The sequence below is a fragment of the Streptomyces sp. NPDC058674 genome (assembly GCF_042716505.1).
Lineage (GTDB): Bacteria > Actinomycetota > Actinomycetes > Streptomycetales > Streptomycetaceae > Streptomyces.
The window spans coordinates 21,891-43,593 of sequence record NZ_JBHXSC010000061.1 but is presented as its reverse complement, the minus strand read 5'-3'; the positions used below and the strand labels follow the sequence as shown (position 1 = coordinate 43,593).

The following is a 21,703-nucleotide window of genomic DNA, read 5'->3' as shown; positions in this document are numbered from 1 at the left end:
CCTCAAACGCCGGCGGGGCTGGAAGAGGCGGCACGGACGGCAGGAGCGGCGCCGGGCGGGGGCGGCAGGCAGCCCCGGCGGGCCGGTGAGCGGCGGGCTCCGCGGGCTCCCGAGGGCGGGAGGGGCAGGCGGCCCGGTGGGCCGGGGCGGGTCCGAGCCGGGCGGGGCGGCAGGGGCCCCGGTGGGTCGGAGGCGGGCGGTCTCGGCGGGTCGGGCCGTCCCGGCGGGGTCAGCTTTCCGTGCGGTACATCAGGTCGACCTCGTGGGTGGTGAAGCCGAGGCCCTCGTAGACCGCGAGGGCCGCCGGGTTGTCGGCGTCCACGTACAGCATCGCCGTCGGCAGGCCCTGCGCCGCCAGGTGGCGCAGGCCGATCGCCGTGAGGGCCTTGCCGAGCCCGCCGCCCTGGGCGCCGGGGCGGACGCCGACCACGTACACCTCACCCAGCTGCTCCGCCGCGTGGACCTTCGTCCAGTGGAAGCCGACGAGCTCCCCGTCGCGCTCCGCGAGGAAGAACCCCTTGGCGTCGAACCACGGCTGCGCCATCCGGTCGTCCAGGTCGCGCTGCGTCAGCGCGCCCTGCTCCGGGTGGTGGGCGAAGGCGGCGGAGTTCGCCGCGAGCCAGGCCGCGTCGTCCGAGCCGGGGACGAAGGTGCGGACCGTCACGCCGGCCGGCAGCGTCGCCTCCGGCAGCGGGGCGGCGTCCGCGCCGAGGGGGCGGCGCAGCTGACGCAGTTCGCGGAACAGCGTCAGGCCGAGCACCTGCGCGAGGTGCCGGGCGGCGGACTTGCCGCCGTGCGCCCACACCCGCAGCCGCTTGCCGGAGGCGGCGAGCAGGGCCGTGCCCAGGGCCCTGCCGTGTCCGCGCCCGCGCAGCGCGGGGTGGACGAGGAGCTCGGCGGCCGGCGCCTCCACCGGGTCGGTGTCCTCCAGCTGCCCGTATCCGGCGAGGCGGCCGCCCGCGGTGAGCAGGAGGTGCCGGACGCCCTCGCGCGCCCCGCCCCGCAGCCGGAGCCGGCCCTGCTCGGAGACGGCGGTGGTGCCGTCCGTGCGCGCGGCGTCCTCGATCAGGGCGAGTACGGCGTCGGCCTGGTCCTCCGTCAGTTCGTCGAGGGTCTCAATCTGCCGTCCCGGCTCCACGGCCGCTGCTGCGTCAGTCATGGCACGAGCCTACGACCGCGACGGGCGCGCGGCGGAGCGCGGCCCCGGCCGTGGTCCGTCTTCTGCGCGTAACCACCTCGATACCCGATCCCCCTAGTCGCGCTACGCGCGTTGACCATAGGCTGCGGCGGACCTCCCAAGCTGTCTCGCTGTCCACAAAGGGGAACAAATGTCAGCGACGCCACAACGGCTCCGCCGCTCCCGCCGGTTGACCCTCACCGCCCTCGCCGTCACGGCCGGGGCCGGGATGATGGTGGCCGCCGCACTGCCGGCCGGCGCCGCGAGTGGTGGCGGTGCGGCCAAGAGCGGTGCGGCCAAGAGCCGTACCGTCGATGTGCAGATGCTCTCGTTCAACGATTTCCACGGCACCCTGGAGCCCCCGCAGGGCTCCTCCGGCACCGTGACCGAGCGTCAGGCCGACGGCACCTCCAAAGCCATACCCGCGGGCGGGGTCGAGTACCTCGCGACCAGCCTGCGCGAAGCCCGCAAGGGCCACGAGTACTCCGTCACCGCCGCCGCCGGTGACATGATCGGCGGCAGCCCGATGCTGTCCGGGCTCTTCCACGACGAGCCGAGCATCGAGGCGCTCAACAAGATCGACCTGGACGTCTCCGGCGTCGGCAACCACGAGTTCGACGAGGGCAAGACCGAGCTGCGCCGCATGGCGTACGGCGGTTGTCACCCCGTCGAGGGCTGTTTCGAGTACGGCAAGACCTTCACCGGCGCCGAATTCCCCTACCTCGCGGCGAACGTGACGGACGAGAAGACCAAGCGTCCGCTGATGTCGCCCACCTTCGTCTGGAAGAAGGGGGACGTGAAGATCGGCTTCATCGGCGTCACCCTGGAGGGCACTCCGGACATCGTGACCGCCGAGGGCGTCAAGGGCCTGAAGTTCGGCGACGAGGTCGAGACGATCAACAAGTACGCCGCCGAGCTGAACAAGCAGGGCGTGAAGTCGATCGTCGCGCTGATCCACGAGGGCGGTCTGCCCGCGAGCGGCGCGTACAACTACGACTGCGACGTCCCGGGTGCGGGCGCCGGCGTCTCCGGTGCGATCGTCGACATCGCCAAGAACGTGGACCCGAAGGTCGACGCGCTGGTGACCGGCCACACGCACCAGGCGTACGCCTGCAACATCCCCGACCCCGCGGGCAATCCGCGCACGGTCACCTCGGCCGCCTCCATCGGGCGCCTGTACACGGACACCACGCTGACGTACGACCGGCAGACCAAGGACATCGTCCGTACGCCGGTCACCTCGCCGAAGCCGGTCAACAAGGTCGTCACCCGCGATCAGCCCAAGGCCGCGGACATGACCGAGCTGATCCGGCGCTGGAACGAGCTGGCGGCCCCGGTCGCCAACCGCCCGCAGGGCTTCATCTCGGCCGACATCCCGGGCCGCGGCTCGCCGGAGTTCGAGAAGCCGCTGGGCGACCTGATCGCCGACGCGCAGCTGGAGGCCCTGGCCCCGGCCGGCAAGGGCGGTGCGGAGCTGGCCGTCATGAACCCGGGCGGCATCCGATCGGACCTCGCGTACAAGGCCTCGGGCGGGGAGGGCGACGGCGTGGTGACCTACGGCGAGTCCTTCACGGTCCAGCCGTTCACCAACATGATGAACGTCGTGGACCTGACCGGCGCCCAGCTGGTCACCGCGCTCCAGCAGCAGGTCAGCGGCCCGGTCAACGGGGCCAGCCCGAAGATCCTGCAGGTGTCGAAGGGCTTCACCTACACCCTGGACATGACGAGGACCGGTGCGGACCGCGTCGTCGTGGACTCGGTGCGGCTGAACGGCGCGCCGATCGACCCGGCCAGGACCTACCGGGTCGCGATGAACGAGTTCCTCGCGGGCGGCGGTGACGGCTTCACCGTCCTGAAGGAGCACAAGAACAAGCTGGTGGGCGCGTCCGACCTGGACTGCTTGAACGCCTACCTGACGAACAACTCCTCGCAGGCCGCGCCGATCGCCCCGCCGGCGGCGAACCGGATCACGGTCGTCAAGTAGTACCTCCGCCAGTACCTCCGTACAGCACGCCCGAGGGGGCGGCGGGCCCGACGGCCCGCCGCCCCTTCGGCGTTCTTCCTCGCGGCGGGTTCAGAGGCCGGCCAGGAAGGTCCGGACGGCCGCGTGGAAGCCCTCGGGGTCCTGGAACGGCACGAAGTGCTCCGTGTCGAGGCCGACGTACGAGGTCCCGGGCCGCCGGGAGACCATCGCGTCGGCCTGCTCCCGCGGGAGCGCCTCGCTGCGCAGGCCGTGGACGAGCAGCGCGGGGCACGAGCCGGCCAGCCAGGCGTCCCAGTTGGAGCGGGGGGTCTGCTCCAGGGTGGCCAGGACGTCCTGCGGGTGGAACGGAAGCCGCCAGCCCGTCGCGTCGGGCAGCGGCCGCAGGAAGGGGCCGACGCCCTCGCCGAGGGGGCCGCAGGCGGCGACGAGCTCCTCGCGGGTCGCGGCCGTGTAGGGCAGGTCGGCCAGGAAGCCGAAGGAGCCGCCGCGGCCGGGGTGCGGGAACTCCACGCCGGCGTCGACGTTGACGAGCGCGGAGACCAGGTCGGGGCGGTCGGCGGCCAGCTGGTAGGCGTTGAGCCCGCCGAGGGAGAAGCCGAGGACGGCCACCGGCGCGGCGGTGAGGCCGAGGTGTTCCAGCAGGGCGACGGCGTCGGCGACGTATCCGGCGCGGTCGTACGCGTCGGCGCGGTCGGAGTCGCCGTGGCCGCGCTGGTCGGGGGCGATGACGCGCCAGTCGTCGCCGAGGGCGGCGGCCAGGCCGGCGAAGTGGGCGCCCTCGCACATGCCGCCGTGCAGGGCGAGGAGCGGGCGGCCGGGGCCGCCGAAGTCCAGGTAGGACAGGGTGCGGTCGTCGATCCGGAGGTCGTGGCGCATGCGTTCTCCCCGTTCTGTCTCTCGGTGTCCCCAGCCTGACAGGAATGGGGCAAGCGCGCAATACGTTTGTGTAGGGCGCTTGCCCAAAATGGTCCGCGGCTACGATCCCGCCATGGGAAATCGCGAGGACCTGCTGGCCGGAGCGCGCCGCTGCCTGGAGGAGAAGGGCTACCTGCGCACGACCGTGCGGGACATCGCCACGGCTTCGCGGGTGAGCATGGCGGCGATCGGCTACCACTTCGGCTCGCGCGAGGCGCTGCTCAACCAGGTGCTCTTCGCCGCCATCGACGAGTGGAGCGAGGCCGTCGGCGGGCTCGCCGGGGAGGGCGAGACCGCCGAGGAGCGGTTCGCCGACATGTGGGACCGCAAGGTCCGCAACTTCGGCGAGCTGCGCTGGCTGTGGATCGCCAACGTCGAGGCCTTCGTGCACGCGCAGTCCTCCCCGGAGCTCCTCGCCGCGCTGGCCGCCGGCCAGCGCGCCGCCCGCCCGCACGTGGCCTCGCTGCTGCGGGGGGTGCCGGAGTCGGAGGTGGCGCCGGCCGACGCCCGGAGCCTCGGATCGGTGCAGATCGCGCTGATGACCGGGGTGATGGTGCAGACCCTGACCGATCCGGAGCAGGCCCCGACCGGCCGGGAGCTGGTGGCGGGGCTGCGCGGGCTGGCGGAGCTGCTGGAGGACCGGAGCGCGGCCCGTACGCCCCCCGGATCGGGCCCTGCCGATGAATGGCATTCTTGAGGTGTCCACGCCATAATCCGCCCATCACCGGGTCGGCGGAGGGGCGGACATGGGACTGGACCGGCGGGCGTTTCTGGTCGGAGCACTGGCGGCGGGCACCGGCACGGCGATCGGCTGGGGGACGGCGGCACCCGCCTCCGCCCGGGCGCTCGGCACCCAGGACTGGATGGCCGGCCTCGGCGACACGACACCCCTCCAGCGGATGACCATCCCCGGCACGCACGACTCCGGCGCCACCAAGGGCGGCCTCTACGTCGCCTGCCAGAACACCTCGATCGCGCAGCAGCTCGACTCCGGCATCCGCTTCCTCGACGTCCGCTGCCGCGTCACGGGCGGGTCGTTCGCCATCCACCACGGGTCCTTCTTCCAGGACCTCATGTTCGGGGACGTCCTGGCGGCCTGCCGGAACTTCCTCGCCGCCCACCCCTCCGAGACCGTCCTGATGCGGGTCAAGCAGGAGTACTCCGCGGAAGCCGACGCCGCCTTCCGCGCGGTCTTCGACGACTACCTCGACAATCGCGGCTGGCGCCCCCTCTTCCGGATCGCCGACGCCCTGCCCGCCCTCGGCCAGGCCCGCGGCAAGGTGGTGCTGCTCGCCGACAACGGCGGCCTGCCCGGCCTGCGCTACGGCGACGGCAGCGTCTTCGACATCCAGGACGACTACAACGCCGAGCCCTTCGCCAAGCGCGGCAGGATCGAGAACCACTTCCGCCGGGCCGTCCAGCAGCCCGGCAGGCTCTTCGTCAACTACACCAGCACCGCCGCCTACCTGCCGCCCCGCTGGAACTCCGACCGCCTCAACCCCCAGGCCCACTCCTTCGTCGACGGCGCCGAGATGGCCGGCCGGACCGGCCTCGGCATCGTCCCGATGGACTTCCCCAACACCCGCTCCGGCCTGGTCGCCTCACTGATCCGGCACAACTGACGGCGGCGGGCCGGGCGCGCCCGGGATGCGGAGCACGGCCTCCGCTCCCGGCCCGCCGTCCCGGGCCGCACGCAGCTGCGCCGTCCCGCCCGCCCGCTGCACCGTACGGGCCACGATCGACAGGCCCAGGCCGCTGCCGGGCAGGGCGCGGGCCGACGGCGAGCGCCAGAACCGCTCGAACACGTGCGGGAGGTCCTCGGCCGGGATGCCCGGACCGTGGTCCCGTACGGTCAGCTCGCCCGCCCGCAGCGTCACCTCGACCGCGCCGCCCGGCGGACTGAACTTCACCGCGTTGTCCAGGACGTTGACCACCGCGCGCTCCAGCGCGGCCGCCTCGCCCCGTACGTACCAGGGCCTCAGGTCCGAGCTGAAGGACAGCTCCGGGCCGCGCAGCCGCGCCCGGGACAGCGCGGTCCCGGCGATCTCGTGCAGGGCCACCACGCCGAGCGGGCCGGGGGGCACCACGTCCGGGCGGGAGAGCTCCTGCAGGTCCCCGATCAGCGCGGCGAGCTCCGTCATCTGCGCCTTGACCGAGGCCAGCAGCTCCTTGCGGTCCTCGGCCGGGATGGCCCGCCCGGTGTCCTCGCTGCGCGCCAGCAGCTCGATGTTCGTACGCAGCGAGGTGAGCGGGGTGCGCAGCTCGTGCCCGGCGTCCGCGATCAGCTGGGCCTGGCGGGCCTGCGAGGAGGCGAGCGCGGCCGTCATCGAGTTGAAGGACCGCGACAGGCGGGCGATCTCGTCGTCGCCCTCGTCGGGAATCCGGACGGTGAGGTCCTCGGTCCGCGCGATGTGCTCGACGGCGCCGGTCAGCTCGTCCACCGGCCGCAGGCCCGTACGGGCCACCCACAGCCCGGCCGCGCCCGCGCCGACCACGCCGATGCCGGAGACCAGCAGCAGCACCCAGGCCAGGGTCGACAGCGGCTTGTCGATGTCGGCGAGCGGCTTGGCGACCGAGATCGCGAAGACCGCGGAGCCGGGCTGGGCCTGTGCGGGGAAGGTGTAGACGCGCATCCCCACCCCCGCGGTGGACGCCGTGTCGTAGAGGACCTTGTCCCGCCGGCCCGCCGCGATGTCCTTGTCGACCTCGGTGACCGGCAGGTCGGTGAGCCCGCTCACCCAGCAGTGGGTGCCGTCGGCGAGGACGATCTGGACGGTCGCGTTGAGGTTCCCGGCGATGTCGGGCTGGGTCTGCGCGGGTCGGGCCACACAGCCGTCGCGCAGGGTCCGCAGCACCTGCGAGGTCGGGTTCGTGGCCTTGAGGGACTGGTTCAGCTGGTCGTTCAGCTGGGTGCGCACCATCACCCAGGACACCGCCGCCACCGCGGCCACGGCGACCGCCACCGCGACGGTGACCAGCAGCGCCAGCCGCGAGCGCAGCGGCAGGGCGCGGAAGCGGTTCGCGGGGCTCACTCGGGCCCGCTCTCGCCCGCGCGCAGGACGTAGCCCACCCCGCGCACGGTGTGCACCAGCCGGGGCTCGCCGCCCGCCTCGGTCTTGCGGCGCAGGTACATCACGTACACGTCCAGGGAGTTGGAGCTGGGCTCGAAGTCGAAGCCCCACACGGTCTTGAGGATCTGCTCGCGGGTCAGCACCTGGCGCGGGTGCGCGAGGAACATCTCCAGCAGGGTGAACTCGGTGCGCGTCAGCTCCACCGGTCGGCCCGCCCGGGTGACCTCGCGGGTGGCGAGGTCCATCCGCAGGTCGCCGAAGGACAGCGCGTCGTCGTGCTCCCCGCCGCCGGGCCGCGGGGCGGCGTAGGAGCTGCGGCGCAGCAGGGCGCGGACGCGGGCGAACAGCTCGTCCAGCTCGAAGGGCTTGACCAGGTAGTCGTCGGCGCCCGCGTCGAGGCCGGTGACGCGGTCCCCGACGGTGTCGCGGGCGGTCAGCATCAGGACCGGGGTGACGCTGCCGGCCGCGCGCAGCCGTCGGGCCGCGGTCAGGCCGTCCATCCGCGGCATCTGGATGTCCAGGACGATCAGGTCGGGGGAGTACGCGTCCGCCGTGTCGAGGGCGTCGACCCCGTCGACCGCGGTCCGTACGGAGTACCCCTCGAAGGCGAGACTGCGGCGCAGTGCCTCACGGACGGCCGGCTCGTCGTCGACGACGAGGATGCGCTGCGGGTCGCCTTCGGCGGCATTCATGGATGGGTCCCCCATGGTCGTCGTGGCCGGGACGGGGCCGGTGGTCGCGGCCGGTGCCGGCGGGTCTGCGTCCAGCGTCGCACGGGGGGCGCGCCCTCTCCGTGCGGTGCGCGGACCGGGCGGGTGGCGGCCGCACCGCGGGGCGCGCCGGTCAGTACGAGGTGCCGAATCCGTAGGCGGAACCGCCGCTGTCGCCACCGCCGTCGCCGCTCCCCGGGCCGGCGCCGCCGGGGCCGCCCGTGCGGAGGGAGTCCAGGTCGGCCTTGATGGTGTTGACCGGGATGGCGAAGCCGAGGCCGACGCTGCCGGCGCCGGAGCTGTCGCTGGAGGGGGAGTAGATCGCGGACGGCATGCCCACGATCTCGCCCTTCATGTTCACCAGGGCGCCGCCGGAGTTGCCCGGGTTGAGGGAGGCGTCCGTCTGGATGGCCTTGTACGAGGTGGTGTCCGAGCCGGTGCTCCCGTTGAACTGCCGGCCGCCGTAGGAGAAGGGGAAGCCGCCGCCCTGCTGCCGGCTCTGCGGGGACCGCTCCGACTTCGGCACGTTCACCTCGCGCTCCAGCGCGGAGACGATGCCGCTGGTGACGGTGCCGGTGAGGCGGTCGGGGGAGCCGATGGCGACGACCTCGTCACCGACCTTGAGGCCGCCGGAGTCGCCGAGGACGGCGGGCTTGAGACCGGTCGCGCCCTGGAGCTTGATGAGCGCCAGGTCCTTGTCGGGATCGGTGCCGACGGTCTTGGCGCCGTACTTCCTGCCGTCGCTCATCGTCACCTGGATCTCCGAGGCGCCGTCCACGACGTGGTTGTTGGTGGCGATCTCGCCGTCGGCGGTGAGCACGATGCCCGAACCGGTGCCCTGGCCGGAGGCCGTGCGGGTGTCGATGCGCACCACCGAGGGGCTGACCTGCTCGGCGACGCCGGAGACGGTGCCGGTGCGGGACTGCGAGACGTTGGTGCCGCTGACCCCGGAGCCGGTGGCGGAGCCCGGGTGGCCGAGCAGCTGCTGCACGGCGGCCGCGGTGCCCCCGCCGACAGCCGCCGCGGCGAGCGCGACCGCGGCCAGCAGCGCGACGGGCCTCGCGGCGCGGGGCGCGGGCGCCGCGTGGGCGGGGCCGACCCAGGCGGCGCCCGCCGGGGGCCGGTGCGCCTCGTGCCGGCCGGGGGCGGCCGCGGGCGGATAGGCGGGCGGCGGCGGGTACGGGGCCCCCGCCGCGTCCTGGGCCGGCCCGTTCTCCTGGGGGTGGTCGCCTGCGCGGCGGAAGCTGTCGGTCATGACGGTGACTCTGTCCCCGGATCATGAGAGCAGCCTGAGGCTGACCTGAGAAGCCCGACAGAACCGCGTATGCCCGATATAAGAACCCCCGGGAAGGGCGCCCACGGCCCGCCTGCCGCTCCCCACCCCACCCGGGGCCACCTCAAACCCGACGAGCCCTTAAAAGTCTGCCGCGAAGCGGCCCACTCGGCGCGTCGGCGACCCCCCAGCCCCGCGGGCGGCGAAGCGGCGGGTTCGGGACGGCAGCGACCACGATCCAGCCCCGCCGGCGTTTGAGGCGCGGGGTTCGGGGCGGAGCCCCGAGAAGCCGGGCCGCAGGCGGGAACGCGCGTCCGGGGGACAGCCGCGTGCGGGCCCCGGCCGGCCGGGGCACCCACCCGCCGACCGCCGGAGGCTAGCGGCAGCCGCAGGAGCGCCGGATCACCAGCGCCGAGGGGAACTGCTTCAACCGCTCCCGGCGCGACCCCGCCACCCGCAGGCCGTCGTCCAGGACGAGGTCCACCGCCGCGCGTGCCATCGCCGGCCGGTCCGAGGCGATCGTCGTCAGCGGCGGGTCCGTCAGAGCCGCCTCCTTGACGTCGTCGAACCCGGCGACCGCCAGCTCACCCGGTACGTCGATGCGCAGTTCGCGGGCGGCCCGGAGCACGCCGATGGCCTGGTCGTCCGTGGCGCAGAAGATCGCCGGCGGGCGGTCCGGGCCGGACAGCACCTCCAGGGCCACCTGGTACGCGTCGTAGCGGTTGTACGGGGCCTGGAACAGCCGGCCCTCCACCGAGCGGCCGGACTCCAGCATGGCCCGGCGCCAGCCCTCGACGTGGTCGGCCACCGGGTCGCCGACCTCGGGGGTGTTCTCGATCCCGCCCAGGCAGGCGACGTACGGGTGCCCGTGCTCCAGCAGGTGGCGGGTGGCGAGCTGCGCGCCGCCGATGTCGTCCGTGACGACGGCGACGTCGTCGATCGCCTCGGGGCGCTCGTGCAGCAGCACGATCCGCGCGTCCCAGGCCTCGATCTCCGAGGCGGCGCGCTCGCTCATGCCCTGGCTGACCAGGATCAGGCCCGAGACCCGCATGCCCAGGAACGCCCGGAGGTAGTGGACCTCGCGCTCGTCGCGGTAGTCGCTGTTGCCGACGAGCACCATCTTTCCGCGCTCGGCGGCGGCCTGCTCGACCGCGTGCGCCATCTCCGCGAAGAACGGCTGCCGGGCATCCGGGACGATCATGCCTATGAGGTCGGTGCGCCGCGACGCCATCGCCTGTGCGACCCGGTCCGGGCGGTAGCCCAGGTCCTTGATCGCGGCGAGGACACGCTCGCGCGTGGCCGGGGCGACCGGCCGGGGTCCGTTGTTGATGACATAGCTCACGACGGCGGTAGAGGTACCCGCAAGTCGCGCCACGTCATCCCGCGTCACCTTGGCCACGCGCGGCAGTCTACGCGGGGTGACCTACCTCTGGGCAGGGCCTCCGGCCGAGTGGATGCTCACAGGGTCTTCCGCCGGCCGGGTGACGGCCGGCGGGGTCGCAGCCGCGGTCCGGACGGCCGGTGCGGCGGCGGCCTGGGCCGCCAGCTGCGCGGCCGCCTGGGCCGCCGCCTCGGCCGCGGCCCGCTCGACCTTCTCCGGCGTGACGAAGCGGTAGCCGACGTTGCGGACGGTGCCGATCAGCGACTCGTGCTCGGGACCCAGCTTGGCGCGCAGCCGCCGTACGTGGACGTCCACCGTCCGGGTGCCGCCGAAGTAGTCGTAGCCCCAGACCTCCTGGAGGAGCTGGGCCCGCGTGAAGACCCGGCCCGGGTGCTGGGCGAGGTACTTCAGCAGCTCGAACTCCTTGAAGGTCAGGTCCAGGACCCGCCCCTTCAGCTTGGCGGAGTACGTCGCCTCGTCGACCGACAGGTCGCCGTTGCGGATCTCCATCGGGGAGTCGTCCGAGCCCATCTGCTGGCGGCCGGTGGCCAGGCGCAGCCGTGCCTCGACCTCGGCGGGGCCGGCGGTGTCCAGGAGGACGTCGTCGATGCCCCAGTCGGCGGTGACGGCCGCCAGGCCCCCCTCGGTGACGACGAGGACCAGCGGACAGCCGGGCCCCGTCGAGCGGAGCAGCTGGCACAGCGACCGCACCTGCGGCAGGTCGCGGCGGCCGTCGACGAGGATCACGTCGGCGCCGGGGGTGTCCACCAGGGCCGGACCCTCGGCGGGCGCCACCCGTACGTTGTGCAGCAGCAGGCCGAGGGCGGGCAGCACCTCGGTCGACGGCTGCAGGGCGTTGGTCAGCAGCAGGAGAGAGCTCATGCCCGGTCACCTGCCCGGGTCGGGCGGTCGAACACGGTTCGCTGGTCCATCACGTCGGTTCCTCCTCGGTCCCGTCGAGGACGTGCGCGGTACTGCTTCGTACGTCGTGCGTGGTGCGTGGTGCGTGGTGCGTCGTGCGTCGTGCGTCGTGTGCCGTGTCCGCTCGGGTCCCGCGCCCCGGGGCCCGGACGGACACCACCGTTCTTCGTGCGTTCAACGTGTTGAAAGCACAAAAGGACCCGGGGGCAACATTGCCCGGATCCTCTTCGCAGCAGAATAGCCCACCGGGCCTTTCCCGGCCGAGGCTTCGGGGACTTCCGGTTCTGTGGTTCGTGCCACGCCCCCGCGCCGCGTCCCCGCCCTGCGTATGCCCCGGTTTCACCGGATCGGGGGTGCTCCGCCGGGCCCCCCGGGCGCACGCGCGGCGCGTGGATGCACGCGGGGGCGGGGGGTAGGAGGGGTCATCATGGAGGTCGACGGCAGAGAGCCGACGAGGGGAGCAGCAGTGGCAACCGGAACCATCCGCTACTGGGCGGCGGCCAAGGCCGCGGCCAAGACGGCGGAGGAGCCGTACTCGGCGCGGACCCTGGCCGAGGCGCTCGACGCCGTGCGGGAACGCCACCCCGGTGAGCTGACCCGGGTCCTGCTGCGATGCTCCTTCCTCGTGAACGACGAACCTGTGGGCAAGCGCCCGCACGATTCCGTCCAGCTGATCGAGGGGGGCACCGTCGAGGTGCTCCCGCCGTTCGCGGGCGGGTGAGCGGGAGCCGATGAGCACGCCCGAGGAACAGCAGCGCCGGCAGCAGGCGCAGCAGGCGCAGCAGCCGCAGCAGCCGCAGGACCCGTACGGGACCCAGACCTGGCAGTCCGAGACCTGGGACACCGGTTACCAGCCGGTGCACGAGCCGCAGCCGCCGCACGGCGGAGACCCGGACCGGCCGGTCGCACCCGAGGGGTGGTTCCGCGACGAGGCCCCGGCGCCGGACGGGGCGTACGCGCAGCCGTACCCCGGCCCGGCGGATCCGATGCAGCAGGAGCCGTTCGAACAGGCCGATCCGGCGCCTCGACAGTTCCAGCAGTTCCAGCAGCCCCAGCAGCCCCAGCAGGCACAGCAGGCACAGCAGCCCCCGCAGGCTTACGGCGGGACGGGCGTCCCGGACGGCTGGTTCCGCGAGGAGGCGCCGTCCGTCGCGGCCTGGCCGCAGGGTGACGGGGCGGTCGGCCCGGCTGCCGAGACGGCCTACCTCCCGCCCTACCGGGAGGAGGCCCCGGCCGAGGCGACGGCGTACCTGCCCCCGTACCAGGACCACGACCCCTCCCGCGCCCCGGACCGGCCCGCTGCCCCGGAGGGCTGGTACCGCGAAGAGCCCCCGGCCGCACCCGCCCGGGCCCAGGACTGGTCCCAGGCCGGCGCAGACCCCTCGGCACCCTGGGACCGGTCCGAGGCCGGCGCCGGCAGCCCGGCCCCGGCCGCACAGGCACCCGTCCAGGACTGGTCCCGGGGCGGGTCCGGGGCGGCCTGGGCCGAAGAATCCGCCGCCGAGCAGACCGCCTATCTGCCGCCGCAGGCCCCGCATGCCCCGGAGGCCGCCCGCAGCGCGCCCGGGGAGCCGGCCGTCGAGCAGACGGCCTACCTGCCGCCCTACCCCGGCCCCGAAGCCGCCCCCGCCCGGGGCCCGGCCCACGCCGCGCCCGCACCGGAGACCGCCGGCGAGGAGCCCGCGTACTCCCCGCCCACCCTGGCCGGGAACACCGTGCGCGCCGTCGACCCCGCCCAGGCCCGCGCCGAGGGCCGGTCGCCGATCATCGACCCCGGGCCGCAGCCCGCCCTGCTGACCGCGGCCCTCGGCGTGCTCCTGGCCGTGGCCGCGGTACTGGGCCAGTACGCCCTGCTCGTCCCGTTGATCGTCCTCCAGGGCCTCACCGCGGCCGGGTGGTTCCGCCTCAACGGCATGTGGCCGGCCCGCCAGGGCATCGCCCTCGCCTTCGCCGGCGCGCTCGTCGCCGACGCTGCCGTGCTCGCCGTGGCCGAGCCGTACGGCCCCGGCGCGATCGTCGGCACCCTCGGCGCCTGGGTGCTGCTCACCCTCGTGCTCCAGCTCCGCAGCCACGCCGATCCCGACGAGCGGATGTACGGGCTGATGGCCTCGGTGGCGTCCGCGGCCCTGGCCGTCGTCTGCGCCGGCTACCTGGCCGCGGACCCGGCCGCCGCCACGGTCGGCGCGGCCGCCGTGGCGGTCGCCGTCTTCGCCCGTGCGCTGCCGCTGCCCACCGCGCCCTCGGTCGGTGTCGCGCTGGCCGCGGCGGCCGGCGCCGGCATCGCCGTGGGCGGGCTGACCCCGGTCGGGGCGGGCGGTGCGCTGATCGGCCTCGCGGCCGGGGTGTGCGCACTGGTCGGGCTGCGGGTGGCGGCGTACGACTACCCGTCGAAGTTCGTGCACATGACGGCCGGCGTGGCGCTGCCGCTGGCGGCCGCCGCGCCCGCCGTGTACCTGATGGGCCGGGTGGTGGGCTGATCCCTGCCCGACACCGGGCATGGTCAACTAGGGCGCACGTACCGACGAGTAGAGGGGGAGGGACACGTGCGCTTCCTGCGTGTCGTAGTGATCATCGGAGTCGTTCTGGGCGCGCTCTTCGTGGGCGTGGACCGCTGGGCGGTCGGCTACGCGGAGAACCGGCTGGCCGAGCGGATACAGGCCCGGCAGGGACTGGCCGGGACCTCGGAGGTGGAGATCCACGGGTTTCCGTTCCTGACCCAGGCGCTCAGCCACGACCTGGACCGGGTCGACCTCAGGCTGCGCGGCGTCGAGGCGATGGCCGAGGGCCGCAAGACCCGGCTCTCCGAGGTCGACGCGAGCTTCCACGGGGTGAAGCTGAACGGGGACTACAGCGGGGGCACCGCCGAGCGCGCCGAGGGGTCCGCCCTCATCACGTACGCGGACCTGACGGCGGCCTCGCAGACGGGCGCGACCCTCACCTACGGCGGGGCGCCGGGCAAGGTGAAAGTCACCGCGGGGGTGACCGTCCTGGGCAGGACCCTGACCCGCAGCGTGGTGTCGACCGTCGCCCTGGTGGACGCGGAGGACGGCAAGGGCGGCAAGGTCGTCCGCGTGCACGCCGACGAGGTGCCCGGCGAGGGCCTTCCCGGCATCGAGGGCCTGGTCCGCAAGAAGACCGACTTCGACCGCCGGCTGGACGGCGGACTGCCCGCCGGGCTCCAGCTGTCCGCCCTGACCTCGGACGAGGCGGGCGTGCACCTCTCGCTGAGCGGCTCGAACGTGGTGCTGGCCGGATCGTGAGACGGCGGGGTCCGGTCCGCAGGCGTAGGGGCCGCGCGGAGGGCCCGGGAGGCGCCGCGGCGGCCGCCCGGAGACCCTGCGTCCCGCTATGCGGACGATCCTGTCTCGCCATATGACACAACGGTGACAGGGCGGTCGATTCGTCCCTACGATCCATGCTTATGAAGCACCAGCAGGCGGACCTCACGAAGCGGCGGGCAGTAGACCTGTGTCGCGTCGCCGCCATGCTCTGTCGATCCATGTGACGTGTGAGCGCATCCGCTCCATCAGCCGGACGACGGCCCCTCACGGGCCCTTCTCGCGTGACCGCACCCGCCTCCCGACCCCCTGACGCCTCCCCGCGCAGGGGCCGGTGACGCACCCGGAAGCACACGCAGCCGCAGCACCCGCAGCACAGTCCCGCCGCACACTGCCCCGGAGGAGAACACCATGAGCCGCAGCGACGTCCTCGTAGACGCCGACTGGGTCGAGGCCCACCTGAACGACGCGAACGTCGTCATCGTCGAGGTGGACGAGGACACGTCCGCGTACGACAAGAACCACATCACCAACGCCGTCCGGATCGACTGGAAGAGCGACCTCCAGGACCCGGTCCGCCGTGACTTCGTGGACCAGGAGGGCTTCGAGAAGCTCCTCTCCGCCAAGGGCATCTCCAACGACGACACCGTCGTCCTCTACGGCGGCAACAACAACTGGTTCGCGTCCTACGCCTACTGGTACTTCAAGCTGTACGGCCACCAGGACGTCAAGCTCCTCGACGGCGGCCGCAAGAAGTGGGAGCTCGACTCCCGCGACCTGGTCGACGGCAAGGACGTCCCGAACCGCCCGGCCACCGACTACAAGGCCAAGCCCCAGGACACGTCGATCCGCGCCTTCCGCGACGACGTCACGGCCGCGATCGGCTCCCTGAACCTGGTCGACGTCCGCTCGCCCGACGAGTTCTCCGGCAAGCTGCTCGCCCCGGCGCACCTCCCGCAGGAGCAGTCGCAGCGCCCCGGCCACGTGCCGACCGCCCGCAACATCCCGTGGTCGAAGAACGCCAACGACGACGGCACCTTCAAGTCGGACGAGGAACTGACCGCCCTCTACCAGGCCGAGCAGGTCGACCTGGCCAAGGACACCATCGCCTACTGCCGCATCGGTGAGCGCTCCGCGCTCACCTGGTTCGTGCTGCACGAGCTCCTGGGCCAGGAGAACGTCAAGAACTACGACGGCTCGTGGACCGAGTACGGCTCGCTGGTCGGCGTGCCGATCGAGCTCGGCGCCAACAAGTAGGCAAGGCCCGCAGGCAGCCCTGCCGGGCACGCGGGGCCCGTAGTCACGTACGACCTCTAGGACAGGACAGAGAACATGTGTGGAGCACAGATCGGCGGGCCCGACCTCGCGACGCTGAAGCCCGGTGAGACGGCCATCCAGGGCCAGATCACCCAGGGCGGCGAGCCGGTGTCCGGCTACGTCCGCCTGCTGGACTCGACCGGCGAGTTCACCGCCGAGGTCCCGACCTCGGCGACCGGCCAGTTCCGCTTCTACGCGGCCACCGGCTCCTGGACGCTGCGGGCGCTCGTGCCCGGCGGCACGGCGGACCGCAGCGTCGTGGTCGCCGAGGCCGGCGGCGTGACGGACGTGGCGATCGCGGTCTGACCGCACCACGCGTGACCGCGACGGCGTGACGGCCCGGCCGCACGACGACACGACCGGCCGAAGGGCCGCACCCCCGGGGGTTGGACGCCACTGGAACGGGGTGCGGCCCTTCGCGCCGTCCGAGGGCTTGCCCGCGCGCGGGGCCGCCCTACGCTGGAGGTATGTACGCCCGGCGCCGACGCGCCTACTTCCTGCTCATGGGCGGATGCCTGCTCCTCTTCGTGTCCGCGTGGTCCTTCGTGCGCCTGTGGTCGGTCCCGGCGGCCGTGGCGCTGTGCGTGGTCGCCATGGTCATCCCGCCCGTCGCGGCGATGATCGCCAACCGGCGGGGCCCGGACGACCGCTGGTGGGACGACCCCTCGGGGGACCCGACGTCGGACGAGTGGTGGGACGAACTGGACGGAAAGCGGCGCCGTGAGGACTGACCGGTCCGCCCCCGTCCCCTTCCACCGGACGGTGGTCCTCCAGCACCGGCTGCCGGGCTGACTGCCGCCCGCCGCCCCTACGGCCGCCCTCCCAGCGTGCGCCGGTCCCCGGGCCAGTAGGCTTGGGGACCGGCCGTACACCGCACCGAATCCTCCGAGGAGCACCCCGTGCTTGAGGCAGTCTTCACCTCCCTGCTGGTCCTGGTCTGCGTCGGCGTCATGGCCTTCACCGGCCTGGCCGTCAAGAAGCTGTACCAGGGTCAGCGCTGAGCGTCCGCGCAGCCGACCGCCCCGGAACCCCTCCCCACAGAGCCTGAGCAGCCATCCATGATCCAGATCCCGTCCGACCTGAACCCGGGCCTCGTCCCCCTCGCCTTCCTCCTCGGCAACTGGGAGGGCGCGGGAGTCTTCGACTTCCCCGGTGAGGAGAAGTGCAACTTCGGCCAGGAGGTCGTCTTCAGCCACGACGGCCGGGACTTCCTGGAGTACACCTCCCACACCTGGGTCCTCGACGCCGAGGGCAAGAAGGTGCGGCCGCTCGAGTCCGAGTCGGGCTACTGGCGCATCGACAAGGACCGCAAGGTCGAGGTCGTCATGGTCCGCGACCAGGGCGTCGTCGAGGTCTGGTACGGCGAGCTCGCCGACCAGAAGCCCCAGATCGACCTGGCCACCGACGCCGTCGCCCGCACCGCGGCCTCCGGTCCGTACAGCGGCGGCAAGCGGCTCTACGGCTACGTCAAGAGCGACCTGATGTGGGTCGGCGAGAAGGCCACCCCCGACGTCGAGCTGCGCCCGTACATGTCGGCGCAGCTGAAGAAGGTCGTCACGCCCGAGGAGGTCGCCGAGATGGCGCGCAACCTCCCGGACATGCCGGACGACGGCATCGCCTTCTTCCGCTGATCCGACGGGTCCGCAACGTCCACAGGCTGTGCAAGAAGGGGACCGCGGGCAAGCCCGCGGTCCCCTTCGCGCGCTTACACTGGCCGGGTGGTGAGGACCGAGAGCACCGAAGGCACCGAAGGCACCGACAGCGCCGCCGGCGGCGACTGGAAGGCCGACCTGCGCCAGCGCGGGTACCGGCTCACCCCCCAGCGCCAGCTCGTGCTGGAGGCCGTCGACCACCTGGAGCACGCCACCCCGGACGAGATCCTCGTCGAGGTGCGCAGGACCGCCTCCGGGATCAACATCTCCACGGTCTACCGGACGCTGGAGCTGCTGGAGGAGCTGGGCCTCGTCTCGCACGCCCACCTCGGCCACGGAGCCCCCACCTACCACCTCGCCGACCGGCACCACCACATCCACCTGGTCTGCCGCGACTGCGCGGACGTCATCGAGGCGGACGTGGACATCGCCGCCGAGTTCACCGCGAAGCTCCGCGCCACCTTCGGTTTCGAGACCGACATGAAGCACTTCGCGATCTTCGGGCGCTGCAAGAAGTGCGCGGCCGAACACCGTGCCGCTCGCGCCTGACCGGGTCGTAGGCTGGGTCCCATGACCAGCAGCCCTTTGCTCCACCTCCCCGGCGCCGTACAGGCCGAAGGCCGCGACGAGGGCGTCGCCGCCCACTACGGCGAGCTCTACGGCGAACAGCGGGCCCTCAGCGACGGCCGCGGCTTCGTCGACCTCTCGCACCGCGGGGTGGTCACCGTCACCGGACCCGAACGGCTGAGCTGGCTGCACCTGCTGCTCACCCAGCACCTCACCGAGCTCCCGGCCGGGCAGGCCACCGAGGCGCTGATCCTGTCCGCCAACGGCCACATCGAGCACGCGCTGTACCTCGTCGACGACGGCGAGACCACCTGGGCGCACGTGGAGCCGGGCACCCAGGCGGAGCTGATCGCCTACCTGGAGGCCATGAAGTTCTTCTACCGGGTGGAAGTCGCCGACCGCACCGAGGAGTTCGCGGTCGTGCACCTCCCGGCCGGCTCGATCACCGAGCTCGGCAAGGAGCACGCCGTACGGGAGACCGCCCACGGCCGCGACGTCTTCCTGCCCCGCGCCGAGCTGGAGGCCTTCGCCGCCGCGCACGGTCCGGCCGCGGGGCTCCTCGCCTACGAGGCCCTGCGCGTCGAGGCGCACCGGCCGCGGCTCGGCCTGGAGACCGACCACCGGACGATCCCGCACGAGCTGGGCTGGATCGGCACCGCCGTGCACCTCCAGAAGGGCTGCTACCGCGGCCAGGAGACGGTGGCCCGCGTCCACAACCTGGGCAAGCCCCCGCGCCGCCTGGTCTTCCTGCACCTGGACGGCTCCGAGGTGCTGCTGCCGGCGCACGGGGCGCCGGTCCGCCTCGCCGCCGACGGCGGGGAGGGCCGCCAGCTCGGTTTCGTGACCACGGCGGTCCGCCACCACGAGCTGGGCCCGATCGCGCTCGCCCTGGTCAAGCGGAACGTCCCGGTGGACGCGCCGCTGCTGGCCGGGAACACGGCCGCCGCCCAGGAGGTCGTGGTGGCGCCGTAGCGCCCGAGGGTCGGACGACAGGACCTAGATGTCGATGACGATGGTGAACGGGCCGTGGTTGGTGAGCGAGACCCGCATGTCCGCGCCGAAGCGGCCCGTCTGCACCGTCGCACCCAGCTCCCGCAGCTGCGCCACGACCTCGTCCACCAGCGGCTCGGCCACCGGGCCGGGCGCGGCCGCGTTCCAGGTGGGGCGCCGGCCCTTGCGGGCGTCCCCGTAGAGCGTGAACTGGGAGATCACCAGCAGCGGCGCGTCCACGTCGCTGCAGGACTTCTCCGCCTCCAGGATGCGCACGGACCACAGCTTGCGCGCCAGCAGCGCAGCCTTCTCCGGCGTGTCGTCGTGGGTCACCCCCACCAGCACGCACAGCCCCTCGCCGACGATCTCGCCCACGGTCTCGCCCGCCACGACGACGCTCGCGCCGTCCACCCTCTGCACCACAGCTCGCATACCACCTGTGTACCAGGCGTGCACCCGTCCGGGGCCGATCGGGTGCACTGGGACTGCATCGGGGGCACGGGGAGTGGCACGATGCACGCAGGCGGTGCGGGTGCGCCGCACCGGTCGAGGGGACGGACTCGTTCGCATGAATACTTCTGGTACCTCCGTACCTGCTTCACCCGCTTCCATCTCCGCTGCCGCGGTACGACCGCCCGCGCAGCGCACCGCCGACACCCCGGGCCCGGCGACGCCGACCACCGCTCTCGGGCTGCCGGAACTGCGCGCGCTGCGCCGCGACGCGCAGCGCGACGAGGCCGACCTGAGCTACGTGCGCCGGCTGCTCCAGGGCCGCATCGACATCCTGCGGGCCGAGCTGGCCCGGCGGGCCGATCCCGAGAGCCCCGTGGTGGACCGGCTCTCGGAGATCCTCGCCGACGCCCCCTCCAGCCGCAGCGCCTCGGCCCGGCACGTCACGCTCGGCACCCCGCACGGCGAGGAGTACCGGCTGCTGGCGGCGGAGATGCTGTCCGACGTGGAGCTCTCGGACCTGGGCGCCCGTACGGACGGCGAACTGCACGACGGCCTGGGCCGGCTGACCCGGTACGAGCAGCAGGTCTCACGGCGCCGGCAGCAGCTCCAGCGCACGGCGGACGACTGCAGTACGGAGATCACCCGGCGGTACCGGGAGGGCGAGGCGCAGGTCGACGACCTGCTGGTCTGAGGGGCGGCGGCCCCGGCGGCGGGCCGGAATTCGGGCGACGCGGGCCCGACGGGCCGGTTAGCGTGGGCCGCTATGAGCGCTGTCGTCCGGCCGATCGCCGAATCCGAACTTCCAGACTGGCTGCGGGCCGTGAACACCGGCTTCCTCACCGCGTCCGCGGTGTCCGCCTCCGATGTCGCCCAGCGGGCCGAGCACGACGGCGTCGCCCGGACCCGGGGCGCCTTCGACTCCGACACCGGCCGCTGCGTGGCCACCTTCCGCTCCTTCGACCACGAGCTGACCGTGCCGGGCGGGAGGGCCGTGCGCTCCAGTGCCGTCACCAACGTCACGGTGCTGCCCACGCACCGGCGGCAGGGGCTGCTGAGCAGGATGATGGCCGCCGAGCTGGCCGCGTGCCGGGAGCGCGGCGACGTGCTGTCGACGCTGATCGCCGCGGAGTACCCGATCTACGGGCGGTACGGCTACGGGCCCGCCGCCTCCGTCGCGGAATGGGAGATCGACGTCCCGCGCACCGGGCTGGACCGGCGGCTGTCCGCGCCCGTGGACGGCGGGCGGATCGACCTGGTCGACGCGGCCGAGGTCCGGCGGGTGGGTCCGGGGCTGCACGAGCGGCTGCGGGCGCGCACGCACGGCGCCGTGAGCCGGGACGCGCGCTGGTGGAAGCTGACGACCGGCCTGGAGGAGGTGTCGTACCGCCCCTACCAGGAGCGGTTCTTCGCCGTGTACCGGTCGCCCGGCGGCCAGGTGGACGGGCTGGCCTCCTACCGGGCCGACGAGCACTGGACGGACGCGAAGCTCCCGCTGAACACCGTGGCGGTCAAGGACCTGATCGCCGTGACCCCGGCGGCCGAGCGGGCGCTGTGGCAGTTCCTGTGCTCGATCGACTGGGTGGAGAAGGTCCGCACCGGCTACCGGGCCGCCGACGACCTCGTCCCGCACCTGCTGCCCGATCCGCGCGCGGCCGCGCTGGTGACCACCGCCGACTTCCTGTGGGTGCGGGTGCTGGACGTCGTACGGGCGCTGGGCGCGCGGACGTACGCCGTACCGGGGGTGCTCGTCCTGGAGGTGGAGGACGGGTCCGGCCTGTCGGACGGCCGCTACCGGCTGGACGCGGGCAGCGGCACGTGCGCGCGCACCGACGAGCCGGCCGACCTGGCCCTGGACGTGTCCGTTCTGGGCTCGCTCTACCTCGGCGACGAGTCCGCGGTGCGGCTGGCCGCGCTCGGCCGGGTGGCGGAGCGGCGGCCGGGGGCGGTCGCGCTGGCGGACGCGGTGTTCCGCACCGCGCGCCGGCCGTGGTGCCCGGACGTCTTCTGAGGCCGG

General features: G+C 73.5%; 23 protein-coding genes. 15 read left to right on the top strand and 8 right to left on the bottom strand.

Translation table 11 applies throughout. The annotated features are described in order from the left end of the window. Positions 1 to 229 precede the first annotated feature (229 nt). Positions 230 to 1,159 carry a mycothiol synthase gene (mshD, locus tag ACFWU6_RS26205; protein ID WP_383808243.1) on the bottom strand — a complete coding sequence of 310 codons (930 nt, stop codon included), beginning with the start codon at positions 1,157 to 1,159 and terminating at the stop codon, positions 230 to 232. A gap of 169 nt (positions 1,160 to 1,328) precedes the next feature. Between mshD and ACFWU6_RS26200 the strand changes: the two genes are divergently transcribed. After that, entirely contained in the window at positions 1,329 to 3,161 is a 1,833-nt protein-coding gene (locus ACFWU6_RS26200; protein ID WP_383983377.1) for a bifunctional metallophosphatase/5'-nucleotidase, read from the top strand. 90 nt (positions 3,162 to 3,251) lie between these two features. Here the strand turns inward: ACFWU6_RS26200 and ACFWU6_RS26195 are convergent, their stop codons facing one another. After that, positions 3,252 to 4,037 carry an alpha/beta fold hydrolase gene (locus ACFWU6_RS26195; protein ID WP_383808237.1) on the bottom strand — a complete coding sequence of 262 codons (786 nt, stop codon included), beginning with the start codon at positions 4,035 to 4,037 and terminating at the stop codon, positions 3,252 to 3,254. A 112-nt stretch (positions 4,038 to 4,149) separates the two neighbouring features. Between ACFWU6_RS26195 and ACFWU6_RS26190 the strand changes: the two genes are divergently transcribed. Both ACFWU6_RS26190 and ACFWU6_RS26185 read left to right on the top strand, forming a co-directional pair. Then, a complete protein-coding gene (locus ACFWU6_RS26190) occupies positions 4,150 to 4,773 on the top strand; it encodes a TetR/AcrR family transcriptional regulator (protein WP_383983375.1) in 624 nt (207 codons plus the stop codon). A gap of 49 nt (positions 4,774 to 4,822) precedes the next feature. Next, on the top strand, positions 4,823 to 5,698 hold the full coding sequence (locus ACFWU6_RS26185) for a phosphatidylinositol-specific phospholipase C (RefSeq protein ID WP_383808230.1): 876 nt from the start codon (positions 4,823 to 4,825) through the stop codon (positions 5,696 to 5,698). On the opposite strand, the gene ACFWU6_RS26180 is transcribed toward ACFWU6_RS26185, so the two are convergent. From ACFWU6_RS26180 to ACFWU6_RS26160, 5 genes are all read right to left on the bottom strand, one after another. Continuing rightward, entirely contained in the window at positions 5,678 to 7,108 is a 1,431-nt protein-coding gene (locus ACFWU6_RS26180) for a sensor histidine kinase (RefSeq protein ID WP_383808227.1), read from the bottom strand. The two genes, ACFWU6_RS26185 and ACFWU6_RS26180, sit on opposite strands and share 21 nt — an antisense overlap. After that, the gene (locus ACFWU6_RS26175) at positions 7,105 to 7,839 is read right to left on the bottom strand and encodes a response regulator transcription factor (protein WP_383983373.1); all 735 of its coding nucleotides are present in this window, start codon (positions 7,837 to 7,839) and stop codon (positions 7,105 to 7,107) included. Before ACFWU6_RS26175 ends, ACFWU6_RS26180 begins: the two co-directional genes overlap by 4 nt. Positions 7,840 to 7,990: 151 nt before the next feature. Next, positions 7,991 to 9,112 (bottom strand): S1C family serine protease, encoded by a 1,122-nt coding sequence (locus ACFWU6_RS26170; protein ID WP_383983371.1) that lies wholly within the window; start codon positions 9,110 to 9,112, stop codon positions 7,991 to 7,993. 394 nt (positions 9,113 to 9,506) lie between these two features. Then, positions 9,507 to 10,529 (bottom strand): LacI family DNA-binding transcriptional regulator, encoded by a 1,023-nt coding sequence (locus ACFWU6_RS26165; protein WP_383983369.1) that lies wholly within the window; start codon positions 10,527 to 10,529, stop codon positions 9,507 to 9,509. A gap of 24 nt (positions 10,530 to 10,553) precedes the next feature. After that, entirely contained in the window at positions 10,554 to 11,393 is an 840-nt protein-coding gene (locus tag ACFWU6_RS26160; protein ID WP_383809982.1) for a response regulator transcription factor, read from the bottom strand. 505 nt (positions 11,394 to 11,898) lie between these two features. Between ACFWU6_RS26160 and ACFWU6_RS26155 the strand changes: the two genes are divergently transcribed. The 10 genes from ACFWU6_RS26155 (at position 11,899) to ACFWU6_RS26110 (ending at position 19,218) form a co-directional block, all read left to right on the top strand. Then, a complete protein-coding gene (locus ACFWU6_RS26155; protein WP_383809985.1) occupies positions 11,899 to 12,153 on the top strand; it encodes a MoaD/ThiS family protein in 255 nt (84 codons plus the stop codon). Between the two features lie 10 nt (positions 12,154 to 12,163). Continuing rightward, entirely contained in the window at positions 12,164 to 13,909 is a 1,746-nt protein-coding gene (locus ACFWU6_RS26150; RefSeq protein WP_383983367.1) for a hypothetical protein, read from the top strand. A gap of 66 nt (positions 13,910 to 13,975) precedes the next feature. Beyond that, a complete protein-coding gene (locus tag ACFWU6_RS26145) occupies positions 13,976 to 14,692 on the top strand; it encodes a DUF2993 domain-containing protein (protein WP_383983365.1) in 717 nt (238 codons plus the stop codon). A 155-nt stretch (positions 14,693 to 14,847) separates the two neighbouring features. Next, a complete protein-coding gene (locus ACFWU6_RS26140) occupies positions 14,848 to 14,937 on the top strand; it encodes an Ms5788A family Cys-rich leader peptide (RefSeq protein WP_383983363.1) in 90 nt (29 codons plus the stop codon). Positions 14,938 to 15,121: 184 nt separating this feature from the next. Further along, the gene (locus tag ACFWU6_RS26135; RefSeq protein ID WP_383809993.1) at positions 15,122 to 15,967 is read left to right on the top strand and encodes a sulfurtransferase; all 846 of its coding nucleotides are present in this window, start codon (positions 15,122 to 15,124) and stop codon (positions 15,965 to 15,967) included. Between the two features lie 75 nt (positions 15,968 to 16,042). Then, positions 16,043 to 16,333, top strand: coding sequence for a DUF1416 domain-containing protein (locus tag ACFWU6_RS26130; RefSeq protein ID WP_356881972.1), 291 nt, complete (start codon positions 16,043 to 16,045; stop codon positions 16,331 to 16,333). 161 nt (positions 16,334 to 16,494) lie between these two features. After that, positions 16,495 to 16,758: a DUF3099 domain-containing protein gene (locus ACFWU6_RS26125; protein WP_383809996.1), complete on the top strand. Its 264-nt coding sequence runs from the start codon at positions 16,495 to 16,497 to the stop codon at positions 16,756 to 16,758. Positions 16,759 to 17,085: 327 nt separating this feature from the next. Beyond that, the gene (locus tag ACFWU6_RS26120; protein WP_383810000.1) at positions 17,086 to 17,658 is read left to right on the top strand and encodes an FABP family protein; all 573 of its coding nucleotides are present in this window, start codon (positions 17,086 to 17,088) and stop codon (positions 17,656 to 17,658) included. A gap of 87 nt (positions 17,659 to 17,745) precedes the next feature. Beyond that, the gene (locus ACFWU6_RS26115) at positions 17,746 to 18,228 is read left to right on the top strand and encodes a Fur family transcriptional regulator (RefSeq protein ID WP_383810004.1); all 483 of its coding nucleotides are present in this window, start codon (positions 17,746 to 17,748) and stop codon (positions 18,226 to 18,228) included. Between the two features lie 21 nt (positions 18,229 to 18,249). After that, positions 18,250 to 19,218, top strand: coding sequence for a YgfZ/GcvT domain-containing protein (locus ACFWU6_RS26110; protein ID WP_383983362.1), 969 nt, complete (start codon positions 18,250 to 18,252; stop codon positions 19,216 to 19,218). A 24-nt stretch (positions 19,219 to 19,242) separates the two neighbouring features. Here ACFWU6_RS26110 and dtd read toward each other — a convergent pair whose 3' ends face one another. Continuing rightward, positions 19,243 to 19,668 carry a D-aminoacyl-tRNA deacylase gene (gene dtd / locus ACFWU6_RS26105; RefSeq protein ID WP_383810008.1) on the bottom strand — a complete coding sequence of 142 codons (426 nt, stop codon included), beginning with the start codon at positions 19,666 to 19,668 and terminating at the stop codon, positions 19,243 to 19,245. A gap of 136 nt (positions 19,669 to 19,804) precedes the next feature. Here dtd and ACFWU6_RS26100 point away from each other — a divergent pair, with 136 nt between their 5' ends. After that, complete coding sequence (locus ACFWU6_RS26100; RefSeq protein WP_383810011.1) at positions 19,805 to 20,380, top strand: AmfC protein; 576 nt, start codon at positions 19,805 to 19,807, stop codon at positions 20,378 to 20,380. Positions 20,381 to 20,452: 72 nt separating this feature from the next. Beyond that, positions 20,453 to 21,697 (top strand): GNAT family N-acetyltransferase, encoded by a 1,245-nt coding sequence (locus ACFWU6_RS26095; protein WP_383810014.1) that lies wholly within the window; start codon positions 20,453 to 20,455, stop codon positions 21,695 to 21,697. Positions 21,698 to 21,703: the final 6 nt, after the last annotated feature.

Bases quoted from the DNA above. Each gene is read 5' to 3' on its own strand.
- ACFWU6_RS26120 (WP_383810000.1), top strand. From the start codon at position 17,086: ATGATCCAGATCCCGTCCGACCTGAACCCGGGCCTCGTCCCCCTCGCC.
- ACFWU6_RS26185 (WP_383808230.1), top strand. From the start codon at position 4,823: ATGGGACTGGACCGGCGGGCGTTTCTGGTCGGAGCACTGGCGGCGGGC.
- ACFWU6_RS26170 (WP_383983371.1), bottom strand. From the start codon at position 9,112: ATGACCGACAGCTTCCGCCGCGCAGGCGACCACCCCCAGGAGAACGGG.
- ACFWU6_RS26195 (WP_383808237.1), bottom strand. From the start codon at position 4,037: ATGCGCCACGACCTCCGGATCGACGACCGCACCCTGTCCTACCTGGAC.
- dtd (WP_383810008.1), bottom strand. From the start codon at position 19,668: ATGCGAGCTGTGGTGCAGAGGGTGGACGGCGCGAGCGTCGTCGTGGCG.
- ACFWU6_RS26200 (WP_383983377.1), top strand. From the start codon at position 1,329: ATGTCAGCGACGCCACAACGGCTCCGCCGCTCCCGCCGGTTGACCCTC.
- ACFWU6_RS26160 (WP_383809982.1), bottom strand. From the start codon at position 11,393: ATGAGCTCTCTCCTGCTGCTGACCAACGCCCTGCAGCCGTCGACCGAG.
- ACFWU6_RS26125 (WP_383809996.1), top strand. From the start codon at position 16,495: ATGTACGCCCGGCGCCGACGCGCCTACTTCCTGCTCATGGGCGGATGC.
- ACFWU6_RS26095 (WP_383810014.1), top strand. From the start codon at position 20,453: ATGAGCGCTGTCGTCCGGCCGATCGCCGAATCCGAACTTCCAGACTGG.
- mshD (WP_383808243.1), bottom strand. From the start codon at position 1,159: ATGACTGACGCAGCAGCGGCCGTGGAGCCGGGACGGCAGATTGAGACC.
- ACFWU6_RS26150 (WP_383983367.1), top strand. From the start codon at position 12,164: ATGAGCACGCCCGAGGAACAGCAGCGCCGGCAGCAGGCGCAGCAGGCG.
- ACFWU6_RS26175 (WP_383983373.1), bottom strand. From the start codon at position 7,839: ATGAATGCCGCCGAAGGCGACCCGCAGCGCATCCTCGTCGTCGACGAC.
- ACFWU6_RS26190 (WP_383983375.1), top strand. From the start codon at position 4,150: ATGGGAAATCGCGAGGACCTGCTGGCCGGAGCGCGCCGCTGCCTGGAG.
- ACFWU6_RS26100 (WP_383810011.1), top strand. From the start codon at position 19,805: ATGAATACTTCTGGTACCTCCGTACCTGCTTCACCCGCTTCCATCTCC.
- ACFWU6_RS26140 (WP_383983363.1), top strand. From the start codon at position 14,848: ATGCTTATGAAGCACCAGCAGGCGGACCTCACGAAGCGGCGGGCAGTA.
- ACFWU6_RS26110 (WP_383983362.1), top strand. From the start codon at position 18,250: ATGACCAGCAGCCCTTTGCTCCACCTCCCCGGCGCCGTACAGGCCGAA.
- ACFWU6_RS26130 (WP_356881972.1), top strand. From the start codon at position 16,043: ATGTGTGGAGCACAGATCGGCGGGCCCGACCTCGCGACGCTGAAGCCC.
- ACFWU6_RS26135 (WP_383809993.1), top strand. From the start codon at position 15,122: ATGAGCCGCAGCGACGTCCTCGTAGACGCCGACTGGGTCGAGGCCCAC.